We start from the raw sequence: 17,772 nt of genomic DNA on the forward strand, positions 1-17,772 counted from the left end.
TGAGCAGCCCCGGCGGCAACGGCTTCAACGAACTGCGCATCGAGGACAAGGCCGGCGAGGAGCAGATCTTCATCCACGCCCAGCGCGACTGGGATCAGAACATCCAGCACGACCAGCGCATCCGCGTCGGCAACGAGCGCCACGAACGCATCGAGGCCAACCGCTACACCGAGAACCTGGCCGAAGAGCACCACCGCACCCACGCCGACCGCAGAACAGAAATCAAGGCGGATGACCACCTGACCGTCGCCAACAACCAGCATGTAAAGCTTGGGCAGGGGCAGTTCATCGAGGCAGGGCAGGAGATTCACCTGTCCAGCGGCATGAAAGTGGTGCTGGAAGCCGGCGCGGAAATCACCTTCAAGGTCGGTGGCAGTTTCGTCAAGCTCGACCCCGGTGGCGTCACCCTGGTTGGCCCGAGCGTGAAGATGAATTCCGGTGGCAGCGCAGGCCAGGGCTCAGGAGCCAGGCCGCTGGTGCCGGGTGAGGTGATGCCAGCCGGTGAGGCCGCTCCCGGCGCTCTGCTGGAGCAGCGCCTGCAAGAAGACATTCCCATCGTGGAGCTCTGCCAGAAACCCGAAGGGGGCACTCCCTTGCAGTGTCCTTTGAGCGACTGTCCCTGCCGAAGCGCTACGGACCAAGGGATGCCGGCATGACTGTACTGTCGACCTGGCTGCTTCTCGACTTCGATGAGGGGCTGCCCAAGCGCTTGTATCAATGGGGGGACCAGCCAGACCCTTTCCGTCTGTTTGATGAAACGGAATTGGCCGGTTATTCAGCGCAAAGCCCGCTACTTGTCAGAGCCGAGCACAACCCCAGGCTGCTGAGGGCATTCAATGACGAGCCTGACGACTGGCCAGGGCTGCTGCTCGTCACGCCACACCCGACGGCCTTATTACTGCTCCACCTCAGACATATTCTGATCATCCGCTTTGCTGGTCAGCGCAAAGGCGTGCTGCGTTATTACAGCCCGCGTACCGCCAGCTATTTCTTCTCAGCCCAGTCTGGCGAGCTGGCGACCTGGTTCGGACCAATCCAGCAGTTGAGCTGGCATGGTGGTACCTGGCGAGATGAGGCAGAAGATACCCTTGGTTTTCACACCATGACAAATCCGGAGGCCCCGGACTGGCGACCCGAAGCCAACCGTCAGGCCTTTCATATCGGCTCCGAACACGCCGAGGCGCTGCAACGACAGCAAGCCGAACGGTTTCTCTACCAATGGTGGAGCAAGAATCCGGTACCGTCCTTCAACCAGGCCTGGAACTGGCTGGAAGAGGGCCGAAGGTTCGGCTTGGTGTCATCCGAGGCCCTGAACAACTACCTCGACGCTCGCTGTGCGCATCCCGACAGTAACCTCCCCGCGGACCCGCCACCAACAAATGAGATGGAGCGGCTGGAGTACCTGACAACCCATCTCTGGCAAAGCGTGAAAGACAAGGAACGTTATTCATGAGCAACGTCTTCGCCCTCAGTTGCGGGGCAGCCTGCGAGCCAGCCAAATTCATCGTTCAGGTCGTCGGCAAGGATCATCCGAGCAGTCAGCGCCTAGTCATTTACGACGAAGCCAACATGCAGGAGCAAGAGTGGCTTACGAAGCAGGACAAGCCGGAAGTCCAGACCAGCGACACTTTCAGTAGCGTGTTGCACGTATGGGACTGGGAGAACCAGCCCAAACGCAATCTATGGCTCGAAATCGCCACCAGTGAAGGCAGTCCTATTCGCCTGCCCTTGCTTGAGGATATTCGTCCCACTCCACGGCAGAGCGTGCATCACACCCAGTGGAATCAGATCGTACCCATAGCGCCGATGACCGCCTTGCCCGGAAGCAAGAGCGAACAGGATCTGGGCACACCCGTGTTGGTGCGCAGCGGTTATATCTATGTGTTCTACCGGGGGAGATTATGGCGCGAGCTGGAAGTCCGCGTATCGGATGGAAAGACGACCTATCACGACGTCGACATCCGTCAGTTCCGCCAGGAGGAAGGTTTTCGCCATGGAGCGCGCCAGGCCAGCGGCACAGCTCTGGATGACATCTGGGTTCCGGTCCAGTGGAACGGCTTCCATACGGCGGATGTGCAGATGTGTTTCTCCGAGGTGCAACTCAATGCCGTCCGTTTGCAGCGCCTTGAACAGGATAATGGACTGCGTCGCAGCCGCTGCCAGTCCTTCGATCTGCGTGCCTCGCGAGAGAAGTTTGGGCGACTCTATAAGGACAAGCCCGACGGCCTGGATATGCTTGAAGCCTTCTCTGGGTACGACTTTCACGACGTGGCAAGAAGAGCGGCTGCTCAGGGGCCAACAGCAACCCGCCTGAACCTTGCCATGCATGTGTTCCCTGTGACCCTGGCCGCTCCGCAGCGGCAGCGCCAGCCCGGCTATGAGTGGTTGCTCGATCACCCGGCACGCTATATCTGCGACCTGTCGGGAGAGATGCCGCAGCAAGCGCAGAGCCTGGCTCAGGCGTTCTCGGACAGTTGCGAAGCTGCCAACCCAACCCCACCGGACCTCTTGCTGGAAACCAGCGCTCTTCAAACCTGCGTTGAAAAGTATCTTTCTCCAAGCCAGGCTGATGAGAACGAGACCCCGGAACAAGCTGGGCTCTGGGAAGCCCACTCCAGCGAAACAGATGTACTGCAGGCTGCTCGTACTCGCCAGTTATGCGCCGTCTTGCTGGAAGATCCAATGTATCGGATTCGGCATCTGAAACAGCGTATCGAAACCCAGCAGATGTTATTGCAGAACTGCATACGGCGGGCCGCGCTGTACCCCCACCATGGCAGTGCGTTGCTGCTGCAGCAGATGGTGGTGCCCCGGACCATCGGTGGCCAGCTCAACCCTCTGCATGAGAGCCTCAAGAAGCTCAGCAAGAAAGGCAGGAGCGACATCAACCGCTTTACCGTGACGCCGGAAAGAATGCTGGCTCGGGATCACCTGGCGCGTTCACAGCAGTTACTCGGTCTCTGTCTGGACAACAGCTGTTACCAGCAAGCTCTGGCTGATCACCTCAGCCTGGACGGCTTCGAATATCTTGCCGAATTCTATTTCACCAGCCAGCTGCTACCCCTGCTCGCCGCCTCCCCAGCACGGCTGGACACGCTGGCCCCCAGCGGGCGCATAGCGGATGCTGTAAACGATCGAACAATGTACGCCTCAAGGGAAACGCCCGGTCAGAGGCTCATCAACCGCCTGGCAGATGATGATAATCATCCTCTGCATAAGATGCTCTGGCCGGAAGTGGATCTGGCAAGTCTGACGATACCCTATCAAAAGCCTGCTGAGCCCAACGCGGGCGATGGTCGTTTCCGCCCTGACGAGTTGGCTGCATTTGAAAATGAAGAAGCGCCTGCTGGTGAGCCGACAACCCTGAACGCCGCAGTAATGGCTGGTCTCCTGAAAGGCGGTAGTTTGAGCAACGCTCTGGTGGCGAGCGCGAAGTCCGGAGCCAATGCCTTGCATCAGATACACGCCAATCTGCTGGGTGCCGTCAACGCGGCGCAAGAGGCCTTGGAGCAGGCTCAAGACCTGTCACGGACGGCAGACCGGGACCTCGACCATGCACAACGACGGCTTGGTGAGAGCCAGCGCGATCTGGCTCAGGCCAGACGCCAAACTCAAGCGGCTGAACAGGCTCAACAACAGGCACAAGCTGCCGAACAGCGGAGTGCAGAGGAAGCGCAGCGGCGCTCTCAGCAACTGGGTCAGGCCCGACAGGCGGAGCAGTCACAGCGCAGCAGCCTCGCCAGCCAGGCACGCCCCGCACGCCTACGCCTGCATGGTATGGGGCTTGAGCAACTGCGGGGCATGCTGCGTGAAAGCTTCGGTGAAGCAGTAATGATCCGCCGCAGCGCCGCCAATGCCGGTACTTACTATGTGTTCGGTCTGGACGACCTGCCCGCTGATCAACAGCGGCCGGTACGCATGTATGGAGAATATCTCGACAGTCAGGGCAACTTGCTGGCATCAAGCAATCAGCGAGTGGCCAATCGTGCGGGCCTGCCCCAGGTAAGTGGCGACTATCTGGTATTGGCATTGCCCCGCACTCATAAAACTGCTCAGAGCATAAAAGAGCTCAACCAGGCCGTAATCAACGCAATGCTGGCTGAGCGAAGCAGCGCCGCAGCACAGGATAACCTCAGAAGAGCCTCCTCGGCAGCAAGGGGTGCAACGAGAGAAGCTATCCGAGCCCGCATGGACGAAATCCTCCAGGAGGCTCGCGTACGTACCGCGAGTGCTGATGCTGCTACCGCACGGCAGAACGCACACCAGGCGAGAAGTGGTCTGCAGGACGCCGCCAAGCACCTGAAAAGCCAACAGGATAATCCGCTTTTTCGGGCGCTCAACGGGAAGGTGTTTCCGGCTGGGGTGATGATGTTGGAGTTGTATAACTTGAGGCTCGAGCTCGGTGCCAGCCAAGCTACAACACAGGAAAAAGGGAAGAGCAGAACGCGACTTGGGACGACTGGAGCGGTTCTTGACCTACTCGTCGCCATGGAAGCACTGACATACAAGATGGCTGGCAACAATTCGATTGTAGCCGTTACCCGAGTGGCCATATTTACTTTACCGGAGCTCAAAGCTACCCGGTGGCTGGGTGCAAAATTGAGTAGCGAGGTCGTACGCGATGTCACTGCTCGTTTGATGGGCCAGACTGCCGCAGGCTTGGTGATGGTCGGCATCTGCCTGTATGACGCTTGGCATGCGTGGCGTTGGAACGACGACGCCATGTGGGGGTACCTGCTGATGGCCAGCGGTGCGGCTGTCGGCGTGGTCGGGGGGTTCTTTGTCAGCGGTAGCGCGCTGCTTGGTCCTTTCGGATGGGTGGCATTACTGCTTATCGGTACCGGCGCCGGCGTGGTTTACTGGCTCAGCAATACACCGCTGGAGGACTGGCTTGGCAACGGTCCTTTCGGCGACAACACCAGGCATCCCCATTTGCTGGACCCGGACGAAGCTTTTTATCGCCTGATCGGTTTGTTCGCCGGCCCTACCATCAAGGTCGAAACCAACCCCCTTTACAACCCTGACGCAAAGTTGTTGATGCACGACCCGGTTCCCTATGCGGTAAGAAAAGCCAATACGGTGATACGGATTGAAACTCATCTGCCAGGTTTGCTGGGGAGTCAGGAGGGGGCCAGCATCCGTGCGGAATGTCGGCTTCACAGCACGGAAACCGTCTATCAGCGGGGCAATCCGCCCATGACTGAGCCTGTATTGGCAACCGACCTGCGGAAGACCACTCGGACAGTTATTCCCGCTGCTCAGATTGCCTGGCCGGGGTCTCTTCTGCTTTATGTAAGCACCCCTGCTTCGCGTCGCTGGAATGGCAAATACTCCGATACCAGCCTGCATCATGAGTGGTACCTGCGGGTTCAGGCACGAGTTGAGTTGCCCGAAGATACCTGGGTGTTTCCCGCGCCCGCACCGAAAATACCATTGCGCAATGCTGCCAGTCAGGCCTTCTCGGCTCAGCCGGAGGTGTTCTATCCCATCACTGCCGCTCAGGAACTATGAATACAATTACTTACGCCCCCACAGCCTACCGACCGGACCGTATCCCGGCGCAACTCCCTTCCAGCGAGCGATCCTGGCTCAAAAAAATGGGCAGGGTCCGTCTGCCTTGGGGCAATACGCAGGAGCTGGCACCGGCCAGGTTTTTTTATAAAGACAGTCCTGAGCGGTTACGCATCCGGGAGCAGGTGGAGCGGGAAGACGCAGAACAAAAGGCCAATGGCACCTACAAGCCTAGAATTACGGAAACGGAAGACTTTCACTATATATATGACCATCAGCGACATCGCTTTGCTCAACTCTCTGTTGGGGGGAGGTTCTGGACGAATTTATATATCTTCGGGAAGGGGATAACTCTATTTGTGATTCCGGTATATATCCTGGTTTGTATTATGCTCGCGTTTGACTCGGAGATAGGTTTTTTAGCCGAGATGATTGATAGCATTGTAAGTGGTGCATATATATTCTCACCCCTATATCTAAGTTGGATGTTGGGGGCGTTGGTCGTTTACAAATTCCCAAAATTATGGGCCCGCCCCTCCCGTGGCCCGCTCTGGGAACTCAACCGCCAGACCGGCATGGTCACCGTCTTTGATTACGACAATAACGGCGAGTACAAGAAGAACGGCACCATAGGTGAACTCACCGCACCCTTTCATGAGTTCGATGCCTACGTCATCAGCAGCCCGGATCGGCAGGGTCTGCCGCTGAACGTGCTCCACCTCTCGCACCGCTATCGGGATATCCGCATCAACTTTGCTCACCTTGTGCACCAGAGTGACGATGTCAACGAACATTTTGCGCTGTGGGACTATATCCAGAACTACATGGATGTCAGCCGCCCACTCCCCGATGTTCCCTATCTGGAGCAATACCGGCACCTCGATCCTACCACCGCCGAGCACGACCGCCGTACCGGGCGCGATCCGCGTTACTGGGTGGACATGGACGACGAGACTTTCAAGACCAAGGTCGATGAGATCCATACCGGTATACGCAACATCGACACCCTGCGCCGGCCCAATTTGATGGCGCAGTATTGTCAGTATGTGGACTGAGACGGGGCCTACATCCCCATCTATGCCTGATGGGCGCTTTGCTAGTCGTTGTACACCCACACCTCGACACGACGGTTCTTCAGGCGGCCGCTGAGGTTGCTGTTGGTAGCAACCGGCAGCTCGTTGCCGATGGCGAGGGTCTCGGCAACGTTGATGCCGCGCTCCTGCAGGGCTCGGCGGACGGTATTGGTGCGCAGCCGGGCCAGCAGCTCTTCCGCCCCCTTCATCCGCGGGTCGCTGAAGCCGACCAGTACGATGCGATCATCAGTCAGGGCGCGTTCGGTGAGAAATTCCTCCAGTCGGTCCATATCCTGCCAGGCTTTGTTGTCGAGCCTGGCTGAGCGTTCCTGCGTGCGGAAGTTGACCGACAGCCGTACGGCGCGTTTGGTCAGTTGCTGATAGGCCTGGGGCATGTCCGGTTGCGGGCTGATGGTGATGGTACGGATGTTCTGGCCGACAAAGCCGACCTGGTCCACCACGGCCTGCCCGGCGTGGCTCTGGGTGAAGTCGAGCAGCGCCCTGGCCAGGGGGTTGGTTTCGTTTGGACGGATATACATGAACAGCCGGCGGGCGAGGGGATAGTCTTCGGTGGTGATCAGTTCCGCTGTGGGCAGCATGGGTTGCGAGTCACCGGAAGATATCGCAATGGCCCTGGCAGGAGCGATACCGGACAGGCCGACGAAGCCGATGGCGCCGATATTCCGCCGGACCGAGAGGGACAGCTCGCTGGTGGAGGCGTAGCGCTGTGCGCTGGTCGCCAGCTCGAGTTGGCGCGGGCTGAGTACCATGTCGCGGAAGGTTTCCCAGGTGCCGGAGTTGCCATCGCGGGCATGGATATGGATCGGGCTGGGCAGGCCGCCCAGCTCGCGCCAGTCGGTGATCTGGCCGGCGAACACCTGGGCTATCTGATCCAGATCCAGGGTCTGGATGGGGTTGTCCGGGTGGACTATTACCGCGATGCCGTCCAGACCTATGACCTGTTCCGCATCGGCGCCGAGCATGTCCCCGGCGGCGGCGAGGTCGCTGGCTTCGGCCTGGCGGATGGGGCGGGAGGCGGCACCTATCTGCGCCGATCCGTCCTTCAATCCCTTGAACGCGGTGCCCGAGCCGTGGGCGTGGATGCGTACTTCAATGCTAAGGCCATCAACGCTGACAGCGGTGATCCTGTGTTCCCGGGTGGTCTGGTTGAGGTCTGCCCGGATATCGCTGGCGCCGTTGGCGAGCAGCATGCCCTCCACCAGCCGCGGTGCGAGCTCGGCGCCTATGGTATTGGAGCCATTGATCTGCAGGTGCAGATCGGCTGCCTGAGTCGGTGCGCTCAGAATGATAAGACCGGCCAGTAGCAGGCGGCTGACACGCGCCGAGCGCAGCGAGGAGAAAACTGACATATCCATTGCCCCTGTGATGAAACAGCGGGGCGATCTTATTACACGAATATGACGGTTCGATGTCAGGGTCGAGCGCTTTGCTGGATCGGCATCTGTGGCGGCAGCCGCCACAGGGCGGTGAGGCAGATCAGCATGCCGCCGAGGCCGAGCATGCCGCCGACCGAGCCCACGTTGGCCAGCCCCAGCTGACTGGTGACCTGGCTGCCGAGCAGGGCGCCGGCGCCGATTCCCAGGTTATAGAGGCCGGAGAACAGGGACATGGCTACATCCGTGGCATCCTCGGCAATGCGCAGAACGCGGGACTGCAGGGCAAGTGTCAGGGTCAGAATGGCAGCGCCCCAGATAAAGCTCAGGCCGCCCAGCAGCCAGAGGTTGGCGGCGGACGGCAGCAGCATCAGCAGGCAGAAGGTCAGGGCGAACATGCTGCCGACCAGGACGGTGCGCGGATGAAAGGGGCTGCAGCGGCTGAAGATCACCGCGCCGGCCAGCCCGGCGCCACCGAATACCAGCAGCAGTCCGGTGATCTGGTTGCCGACCAGGCCGGCGATGTCCCGGACGAAGGGCTCTATATAGCTGTAGGCGGTGAACTGGGCGGTGACGCAGATGACCACCAGGGCGTAGACCACCATCAGCGCCGGACGGCGGACCAGCACTGGCAGGCTGGCCAGCGAGCCACTGTTGCGGCTGGGCAGCAGCGGCAGCAGTCTGGCCAGCACCGCCATGGTCATGAGGGCCAGCACGGCAATGCTGAGGAAGGTGATGCGCCAGCCGATCATCTCGCCGATCACCCGACCGAGGGGAACGCCCAGCACCATGGCCAGGGTGGTTCCGGCAGCGATCAGACCCAGGGCCTGGGCTTCGCGTCCGGCCGGTGCAATGCGCACAGCCAGAGAGGCGGTGATCGACCAGAACACCGCGTGGGCCAGGGCGATGCCCACTCGGCTGATCACCAGCACGCCGTAGCTCCAGGCCAGGAAGGACAGCAGGTGGCTGGCAATGAACAGGACAAATACGCCCAGCAGCAGGCGGCGGCGCTCGATGTTGCGCGTCATCAGCATCAGCGGTAGTGAGGTCAGGGCAACCAGCCAGGCATAGACGGTCAGCATCAGGCCGACCTGTTCCGGCAGCATGCCGAAGCTGGCGCTGATGTCGCTGAGCAGCGCCACCGGGGCAAACTCGGTGGTATTGAAGATGAATGCGGCCAGGGCCAGGGCAATAACGCCGAGCCAGCTGCCCTGGGGAGCGGTGTCTGCAGTAGTCATCAAGATGGAACCGAACGAGAGGAAATCGACGGGCGAAGGCGGTCCGTCGAGAAGGAGTGCATTCTAACGGAAAGCGCCGCCTTCGGGCGACTTCCCGACGGATATCCTCAAGCGAGTGAACGCGAGCGTTACGCCGGATCTATTCCGGAGCAATCACCACCTGGTTGCGGCCGTTGTTCTTGGCCTCGTAGAGGGCGTCATCCGCCCGGCGCAGCAGTTGCTGGTAATCGGGATGCCCGTTGTACACCGCCAGTCCGAGGCTGACCGTCAGATGCATGGTAACGTCCCGGGGCAGGCGGAAGGTTGCGGCGGCGATGGCTCGACGGAGGTTCTCTGCGGCCTTGGCGGCGCTGTGGCCATTGACGTCGACCATGATCATCAGGAACTCCTCGCCCCCCATGCGGAACAGGTAATCCCCGGCCCGGCTGCGGTTGAGCATCAGTGCGGCGACCTGCTGCAGCACCATGTCGCCGGCTTCGTGGCCATGGCTGTCATTGATCTGCTTGAAATGGTCCAGGTCCAGGGCTAGCACCGCGAAGCTGCCGCCGGCGCTGCGCGCATAGGTGACCTGCTTGTTCAGCACTACCGAGAGGTACTTGCGGTTGAGCAGGCGGGTCAGCACATCGCGGCCGGATTCCAGTTCGTTGTTCTGCTCGAACAGCAGATCCAGATGATAGCTGATGCTCTTGGCCTGCTCGCGCAGATCTCGCAGCAGCTGCAGGGTGTGGGTCGGGCTTGCCTCGCCCTGTCGGTTGGCGAACAGCGGCAGCAGCATTTCGTCGATCCGCGTGATGGATTCCAGAATCAGCTCGGTTTCCGGTGCGCGCTCGAATCCGTGCGCGCCCTTGTGCCGGAACCAAAGACCGAATTCGGATGTGCTCAGCCGGGGCAGGTGCTGGGCGGCGGTGCTCATGGCTACTTCGAACATCAGCTGGTTTTCCCAGTCGAGCAGGGCGGCGCGCTGGCGCTCTTTTTCCGATGCTATGTTCTGGGTTACCGCGAACAGTCGGTAACTCTCTTCGGCGCGGGAGCGGCGGTCGTGTGAGGTGGTATAGGCGTGGCTCATGATCTCCATCGCCAGATCGATCAGGGTGGCGGCAAAGGCCCCTGCCTCGGCGGCTTGGCGTTCTGGCAGTTCTTCGCGCAGGTGGCTGATCAACCGCTGCTTGAGCAGCCGGGCGCCACGCAGCACCAGATGCACCGGAATGGAAACCCGGGCGTGGACCTCGCCAATCCGGGTCTGGTGGGCGATGACCGACTGGATATCGGCGGCATCGCTGCCGTTGTAGAGGTTGGTGATCCAGTTTTCCATGGATCTGCTGAGTCGCGTCTTGACCTCCTCGTGGGACAGGAACTGCGCTGCTTCCCCGTGCGTCAGCATCACGGTGTAGAAATGCGACGCCAGGTCGGTGCGATGACGTTCCGCCGTCTGTGCCACCCGCTCGCGTACATCGATCGGGAAGCTGTCCAGCCGCTCCTTCCATTCGCTGGTGAGATCGTCGAGGGTGAATTGAGTGGCGAGCATTGCGGGTACCTCACAGGGACGAACGGCCATTTTCCCATAGCCCCGTTTACGAAGCCATCCTGTCGCGGTGTGGGCGAATTTTCAGGCCCAACCATGCGTCTGCAAAAAGCGGAATAAAGGGGCTTGCGCACGCAGCGCTGATCCTCAACTAGACTTTAAGGGAACTGGGCATGGGGGAATCATGAGATTACGCATCTGGCTGATTCTGGGCTTTCTGACGCTGACCATGATCTGTGTGGCCGGCTTCGAGTTCCGTCATGCCTGGTTCCAGTCCAACTGGATCAGCGAGTATGCCAGCCAGCTGCGCTACCGGCCCGTGGCGGGCCAGAGCGATGCTATCCACTTCCCGGAATCCGGGCCCTTCGATCAGCGTCTTGGCTACAGTCTGATTCCCCGGTTCCAGCAGAGATTGCAGCGCGAAGGCTTCCAGATCACCCGGCAGATGCGCTTTTCACCGGAACTCATGGAATATGCAGGTCGTGGACTTTATGTCCCCTATGACGAGAAAACTCAGGCGGGCCTGCGAATCATTGATGCCCGGGGTGAGGTGATCTACGAGTTCGGTTACCCCCGGTCGGGCTTTGCCGGGTTCGAGGAAATCCCTCCGCTGCTGGTGGAGTCCCTGCTGTTCATCGAAAACCGACACCTGCTGGATGAGACCCTGCCCCGGGCCAACCCGGCGGTGGACTGGCCGCGGCTGATGGGGGCGTCCATGGCCATGCTGGTGGATACTTTGGGCGGCGAGGGGCCCGGGCACGGAGCCAGCACCCTGGCGACCCAGATGGAAAAATACCGCCATTCGCTGGAGGGGCGCACCCAGTCGCCCATCGACAAACTGCGGCAGATGACCTCGGCCACGGTGCGTGCCTACATGCACGGCCCGGATACCCTGCAGGCGCGGCAGCAGCTGGTGCGCGATTACCTGAACACGGTTCCCCTGGCTGCCGCCCCCGGTCACGGCGAAGTCCATGGCGTAGGGGACGCCCTGTGGGTCTGGTTTGCCGAAGATCTGCAGCGCTTTTCCGCCAATCTCAACGGCGACAACGGTCTCGCCGATCAGGCCCGGGCGCTGCGCCAGGCCCTGTCGCTGATCATCGCCCAGCGCCGACCCAGCTGGTATCTGCTGGGCGGTCGGGAGGAGCTGCAGCAGCTGGTCGACAGCCATGTGCGCCTGCTGGCCAGTCATCAGCGCATAGATGAGCAGCTGGCCCTGGCGGCTCTGGGGACCAGGCTGGAATACCGGGACTGGCAGGCAGACCCCTTGCTGGAGCCAAGCGGTGCGGACAAGACCGCCTGGGTGGCGCGCAATCAGCTGGTGTCGCTGCTGGGCCGTTCGGCTTATGACCTGGACCGACTGGACCTGCAGGTCAACAGCACTCTGGATGCCAATCTGCAGCGCAGCGTGGGCGATTTTCTCGAAGCGCTGGCCGATGACATTGTCGCCTCCGAAGCAGGGCTGCTGGGTGAGCGGCTGCTGTCGCCGCAGCAGGCCTCGCAGGTGCGCTACAGCTTCACCCTGATGGGGCTGACCCCCGATGGCCATCAGGTGCGGGTGCAGACCGACACCACCGGGCTGCCTTTCGATCTCAATTCCGGCAGCAAGCTGGAGTTGGGCTCCACCGCCAAGCTGCGGGTACTGACCACCTATCTGGAAATCATCGCCGAGCTGCATGGGCAACTGGCCGGCGCCGATGCCGACGTGATCCAGGCCGCCCGCAGCCGGCGTGGCGACCCGCTGACGTTGTGGGCAGCCGATTATCTGTGCCGCAACCCCGATGCCACCCTGAAACAGATGCTCGAAGCGGCCCTGCAGCGCCGATATTCCGCCTCTCCCTATGAGCAGTTCTTCACCGGCAGCGGCGTGCAGCGCTTCAACAACTTCCGCAAGGAGGACAACAATCGCATCGTCACCGTGCAGCAGGCGCTGCAGGAGTCGATCAATCTGCCCTACATACGCCTGCTGCGCGATGTCATCCGCTACTGCATGCACCAGCGGGTGGAGGATGCGGAGAGTCTGCTGACCAACGATCGCGATCCGCGCCGCCGGGCTTATCTGGAAACCTTCGCCGACCGCGAAGGCAGGGTCTTCCTGCAGCGCTTCTGGCGTCGCTATCAGGGTATGGACGAAGCCCAGCGCTTTGAACGCCTGCTGCGCCAGGTCCAGCCGATCGCTGCCAGGCTGGCAGTGGTGTACCGGGAGCTGCACCCGCAGGCGGACTACGATACCTTCCGTGAATTTCTCGAGACCCATGTCCGGGTGCCGCAGAGTCCGGAAAGGATAGAGCGCCTGTACCGCACCTATGCCCCGGGCAGCTATAACCTCAACGATCAGGGCTACATTGCCAAGGTGCATCCGCTGGAACTGTGGCTGCTGGGCTATCTGCGCGAGCATCCCCAGGCCACGCTGTCCGAGGTGCTGGAAGCGAGCGTGGATGAGCGGCAGGAGGTCTACAGCTGGTTGTTCCGCACCCGCCATGTCAGTGCCCGCAATACCCGCATGCGCATCATGCTGGAAAAAGAGGCCTTCGCTGCCCTGCATGAGCGCTGGCGCCGGGTCGGTTACCCCTTTGCGCAGCTGGTGCCCTCGCTGGGTACGGCGCTGGGCAGCTCGGGTGACCGACCCAGCGCCCTGGCCGAGCTGATGGGCATCATCCTCAACGACGGTCGACGAATCGGCCTGCGACGGCTGGGCAGTCTGCATTTTGCCGAAGGCACGCCCTGGGAGACCCGTTTCGAGCCGGCCCCCCTGGAGCAGGAGCAGGTGCTGCATCCGGCGGTAGCCGCAGCGCTGCGCGGTGCGCTGTCGGCGGTGGTGCTGGATGGTACCGGTCGCCGGCTGCAGGGCGTGTTCACCGATGCCGAGGGCCAGCCCCTGGTGGTCGGCGGCAAGACCGGCACCGGTGACAACCGCATCCATACGGTGACCCGCTCGGGGGCCATCGTTGCCTCTTCGGTACTCAATCGCACCGCGACCTTCGTGTTCTTTATCGGCGACCGCTACTTCGGTACGCTGACCGCCTTCGTTCCGGGGGAGGATGCCGGGGCCTTCCACTTCACCTCGGCGTTGCCGGCGCAGGTGCTGAAAAGCATGGCTCCGGTACTGGCGCCACATCTGACTTCACCCGACTCGGTCGGAGAGCTGCAGGCCCGGGCGTCGCTGCCCTGAGGGGCGACGGCCCGTGGCAAAGCGGTTAGCATTGACCCCCCTGTTATTCCCGGAACGGATGCTTGCCATGTCTGACAATCTGCCCCTCAGCGGGCGCCGTATCGCCCTGCCCGAGAGCCGTGAACTTGATCTGTTTGCCGATATGCTGCTCAAACGTGGTGCTCAGGTATTGCGCTGCCCGCTGGTCTCCATCCATGACGCCCCCGACCAGCAGCCGGTCCAGAAGTGGCTGGAACGTTTCACCAATGAACCCTGGGATGACTTCATTGCCCTGACCGGTGAGGGTATCCGCCGGCTGCTCGCTGCCGCCGAGCGAGCCGGAGGCACCCTGCGTGAGGATTTCATCGCCCGACTGGGGCAGGTACGCAAGATCACCCGCGGCCCCAAACCCGGTGCAGCGCTGCGCACTATCGGTCTCAAGGCTGACCTGGTAGCGGTGGAGCCGACCACCGAAGGCGTGATCCGCACCCTGGCGGACGAGAACCTGCAGGGACGGCGGATTGCCGTGCAGCTCTACGGGACTGATCCCAACCCGACACTGATGGATTTCCTCCGTCAGGCCGGGGCGGTGACCGCGCCGGTGGCCCCCTACGTCTACGCCGACGATGTGGAAAATCGGCAGGTGGAGGAGCTGATACAGGAGCTGGGCTCCGGCACACTGGATGCCATTGCCTTTACCAGCGCTACCCAGGTTCGGCGGCTGTTCCAGATCGGCCGGCGCAGTGTCGGAGACACGCAGCTGGTCTCGATTCTGAAAGAGGTGACCGTTGCCGCGGTAGGCCCCGTCGTGGCTGAGGAGCTGCGCGATCGCGGTGTTGAGGTGGATCTGATGCCCGAGCAGAGCTTCTTCATGAAGCCGCTGGTGCGCGAGCTGGTACGCCGGTTCGCCAACCCGGCCGCAGGTCCGGACTCGGATACTGGTTTACACTGATCCCATTCACCTCGTTACCAAAGGAAGTTTGATGAGCAAATCCGGTCCGCTTCGTTTGCTGCCAGAGCAGCTGACTGTTCCGATCGATCTGGAGAGCCTGGGCTTTTCCACCACCGATGATCTGGAGCCCTTCAAGGGCATCCTCGGTCAGGATCGAGCAGTCGAAGCCATGCATTTCGGGGTGGCCATGAAGCGCGCCGGTTACAACATGTTCGTCATGGGTGAACCGGGTACCGGGCGTTTTTCCTATGCCATGCGCTATCTGAAGGCGGAGGCCAAGCGCATGCCGACGCCGCAGGACTGCGCCTACGTCAACAACTTCGAGGAGAGCCGTGCACCCCGCGCGCTGCATATGGATGCCGGGACCTCCGGGCGCTTCGTCGAAGACATCGAGAATCTGGTGGACAACCTGCTGGCGACCTTTCCGGCGGCCTTCGAGCACCCGGCCTTCCAGCAGAAGAAGAACGCCATCGACCAGAAGTTCAACCGCCGCTATGACGCCGCCATAGAGAGCGTCGAACGTCAGGCCCTGGAACGCAACATCATGCTCTACCGGGACAACGGCAACCTGGCGTTCACCCCCATCCGTGAGGGCAGGGGATTGGAGGAGGCCGAGTTCGCACAGTTGCCCGAGGCCGAGCGCGAGCGCTACCACGCCGATATTGCCGAACTCGAGGATCTGCTCAGCGAGGCACTGTCCAGCCTGCCGCAATGGAAGCGCGAATCCAGCAACGAGCTGCGCGAGCTGAACGAGCAAACCATTACCGAGGCGCTCAACCCACTGCTGGTGTCATTGACCGAACGCTACTGCGACAACCCGGCGATGTGCGAGTACATCCAGGCTGTACACCAGAACCTGCTCAAGGTGGTGGTGGAGCTGCTGGTCGACGAGCGCGCCGAGTTGCGCTCCGATGCGGTGAAGAAAGCGGCCCTGATCGACCATTACAGTCCCAACGTCATCGTCGAGCACAGCGGTTCACCGGGGGCGCCTGTGGTCCACGAGCCGCACCCGTCCTATGACAACCTGTTCGGACGGGTGGAATACACCTCCGAGCAGGGGGCGCTGGTCACCAGCTACCGAAATATCCGTGCCGGTGCGCTGCACCGGGCGAACTACGGTTACCTGGTCCTGGAGGCCGACAAGCTGCTGGCCGAACCCTTCGCCTGGGAGGCGCTCAAACGGGCGCTGCATTCCCGCCAGCTGAAGATGGAATCACCCTGGGCGGACCTCGGTCGGCTGACCACGGTCACCCTGACGCCCCAGGTGATTCCGCTGTCGGTGAAGGTGGTGCTGATCGGATCGCGGCGCGCCTACTACATGCTGCAGGATTACGATCCGGACTTTCAGGAGCTGTTCCGCGTGCTGGTGGACTTCGATGACCACCTGCCACGTACACCCGACAGCATCGAGGGCATGGCCCAGTTGCTCAAGACCCGCGTCGACGAGGAAGGCATGGCCCCTCTGACCGTCGCTGCGGTGGCCCGCATCCTGACCTACAGTGCGCGCCTGGCTGAACACCAGCAGCACCTGTCCGCCAGCATCAGCGACATCTTCCAGCTGGTAGCCGAAGCGGATCTGGTGCGGGAGCTGGCCGGTGACCGCATCACCGATACCGGCCATATCGAGCGCGCGCTGCAGGCCAAGGAGAACCGCACCGGCCGAGCCAGCGCGCGGATCCGCGAGGACATGCTGTCCGGCGTCATCCTCATCGATACCGACGGCGCCGCTGTGGGCAAGTGCAACGGCCTGACGGTTCTGGCCATTGGTGATTCGGTGTTCGGCGTGCCGGCCCGCATCAGTGCCACGGTGTATCCGGGCAGCAGCGGCATCGTGGATATCGAGCGGGAGGTCAATCTTGGTCAGCCTATCCACTCAAAGGGGGTGATGATTCTCACCGGCTATCTGGGCAGCCGCTACGCGCAGGATCATGAGCTGGAGATCTCCGCGAGCATCGCCCTGGAGCAATCCTACGGCTATATCGACGGTGACAGCGCCTCGCTGGGCGAGGTCTGCGCACTGATCTCCGCCCTGGCCAAGGTACCGCTCAAGCAGTGCTTCGCCATCACCGGCTCGATCAACCAGTTCGGCGAGGTCCAGGCCATCGGCGGGGTCAACGTCAAGATCGAGGGCTTCTTCCGCCTGTGTCAGGCCCGCGGCCTGACCGGGGAGCAGGGGGTGATCATTCCCCGCTCCAATGTACCCAATCTGATGCTGCATCAGACGGTACTGGATGCAGCACGCGAGGGACTGTTCCATATCTACGCGGTGGATAACGTCGATCAGGCGCTGAGTCTGCTGGCCGGGGAGGACGCCGGAGAGCCGGATGAGGACGGCAACTTCCCCGCCGGCTCCATCAATGACCGGGTAGTACGACGACTCCAGGCGATCAGCCAGCGCAACCAGCATGATGACCGGGAAAGCCCCGGCGAAGCGCCCGGCATCGAGCCCCTGCTCAAACCCTGATCAGTCCTTTCCAAGTCAGAGCTGACAAGCGTTCGCGCTGTATTTCCCATGAATGCCCACAGGGTTATCCACAGTTTGTGTGGATTACCCCGTTGGCTCTGCTGGCGTGAATTGCTGACAATCACCCTTTCCGGTGATCCGTGAACCAATCGACCTTTTTTCTTATCAGCGAGGCGGCAGCCCCGTAATGGTGCGGCTTTGAGCCGCACCTGCACTCTTCTTGAGACCGGTCGGTCGGGGTTGTCCATTTTTTGAACGAATTGCCTCACAGCCTGTCGTGGCGTGGCCCAGCGGCAGTTGCTCCTAGGCTGCTCACAGAGTTATCCACAGATTGTGTGGGCAACTGCGACGGGATTGTGCATCACCCCGTTCGCACCCGGGGCGGGTACTCCTACGCAGGAGGAGCATGTTGATTGTAGGAGCACCGCCCTCGGTGCGAAGGGTGAAGCCAGAACACCGAGCCAGCCGTT

At 61.5% G+C, this 17,772-nt stretch carries 10 protein-coding genes; 7 read left to right on the forward strand and 3 right to left on the reverse strand.

Features of this window, described 5'->3' with window-relative positions; translation table 11 throughout:
• From VF673_RS14725 to VF673_RS14740, 4 genes are all read left to right on the forward strand, one after another.
• The coding region (locus VF673_RS14725) for a bacteriophage T4 gp5 trimerisation domain-containing protein (RefSeq protein WP_440292482.1) at nt 1-656 on the forward strand (656 nt) is incomplete at its 5' end.
• Complete coding sequence (locus VF673_RS14730) at nt 653-1,453, forward strand: DUF4123 domain-containing protein (RefSeq protein WP_440292483.1); 801 nt, start codon at nt 653-655, stop codon at nt 1,451-1,453. The genes VF673_RS14725 and VF673_RS14730, both read left to right, overlap by 4 nt.
• Nucleotides 1,450-5,511 (forward strand): toxin VasX, encoded by a 4,062-nt coding sequence (locus VF673_RS14735; RefSeq protein WP_440292484.1) that lies wholly within the window; start codon nt 1,450-1,452, stop codon nt 5,509-5,511. The genes VF673_RS14730 and VF673_RS14735 overlap by 4 nt, the downstream gene beginning before the upstream one ends.
• On the forward strand, nt 5,508-6,566 hold the full coding sequence (locus VF673_RS14740) for a hypothetical protein (protein ID WP_440292485.1): 1,059 nt from the start codon (nt 5,508-5,510) through the stop codon (nt 6,564-6,566). Before VF673_RS14735 ends, VF673_RS14740 begins: the two co-directional genes overlap by 4 nt.
• A gap of 41 nt (nt 6,567-6,607) precedes the next feature.
• Here the strand turns inward: VF673_RS14740 and VF673_RS14745 are convergent, their stop codons facing one another.
• The 3 genes from VF673_RS14745 to VF673_RS14755 form a co-directional block, all read right to left on the reverse strand.
• On the reverse strand, nt 6,608-7,954 hold the full coding sequence (locus VF673_RS14745; RefSeq protein ID WP_440292486.1) for a substrate-binding domain-containing protein: 1,347 nt from the start codon (nt 7,952-7,954) through the stop codon (nt 6,608-6,610).
• Nucleotides 7,955-8,016: 62 nt separating this feature from the next.
• Entirely contained in the window at nt 8,017-9,216 is a 1,200-nt protein-coding gene (locus VF673_RS14750) for a sugar transporter (RefSeq protein ID WP_440292487.1), read from the reverse strand.
• Nucleotides 9,217-9,355: 139 nt separating this feature from the next.
• Nucleotides 9,356-10,741, reverse strand: coding sequence for a diguanylate cyclase (locus VF673_RS14755; protein WP_440292488.1), 1,386 nt, complete (start codon nt 10,739-10,741; stop codon nt 9,356-9,358).
• Between the two features lie 181 nt (nt 10,742-10,922).
• Here VF673_RS14755 and VF673_RS14760 point away from each other — a divergent pair, with 181 nt between their 5' ends.
• The 3 genes from VF673_RS14760 to VF673_RS14770 all read left to right on the forward strand — a co-directional run bounded on the left by VF673_RS14760 (nt 10,923) and on the right by VF673_RS14770 (nt 17,302).
• Nucleotides 10,923-13,907 carry a transglycosylase domain-containing protein gene (locus VF673_RS14760; protein ID WP_440292489.1) on the forward strand — a complete coding sequence of 995 codons (2,985 nt, stop codon included), beginning with the start codon at nt 10,923-10,925 and terminating at the stop codon, nt 13,905-13,907.
• A 67-nt stretch (nt 13,908-13,974) separates the two neighbouring features.
• Nucleotides 13,975-14,838 (forward strand): uroporphyrinogen-III synthase, encoded by an 864-nt coding sequence (locus tag VF673_RS14765; protein ID WP_440292490.1) that lies wholly within the window; start codon nt 13,975-13,977, stop codon nt 14,836-14,838.
• A 31-nt stretch (nt 14,839-14,869) separates the two neighbouring features.
• Nucleotides 14,870-17,302 carry a Lon protease family protein gene (locus VF673_RS14770; protein WP_440292491.1) on the forward strand — a complete coding sequence of 811 codons (2,433 nt, stop codon included), beginning with the start codon at nt 14,870-14,872 and terminating at the stop codon, nt 17,300-17,302.
• The last annotated feature ends 470 nt before the right edge of the window (nt 17,303-17,772 follow it).

The organism is Halopseudomonas sp. Lyrl_26 (assembly GCF_051948695.1).
GTDB lineage: Bacteria > Pseudomonadota > Gammaproteobacteria > Pseudomonadales > Pseudomonadaceae > Halopseudomonas > Halopseudomonas formosensis.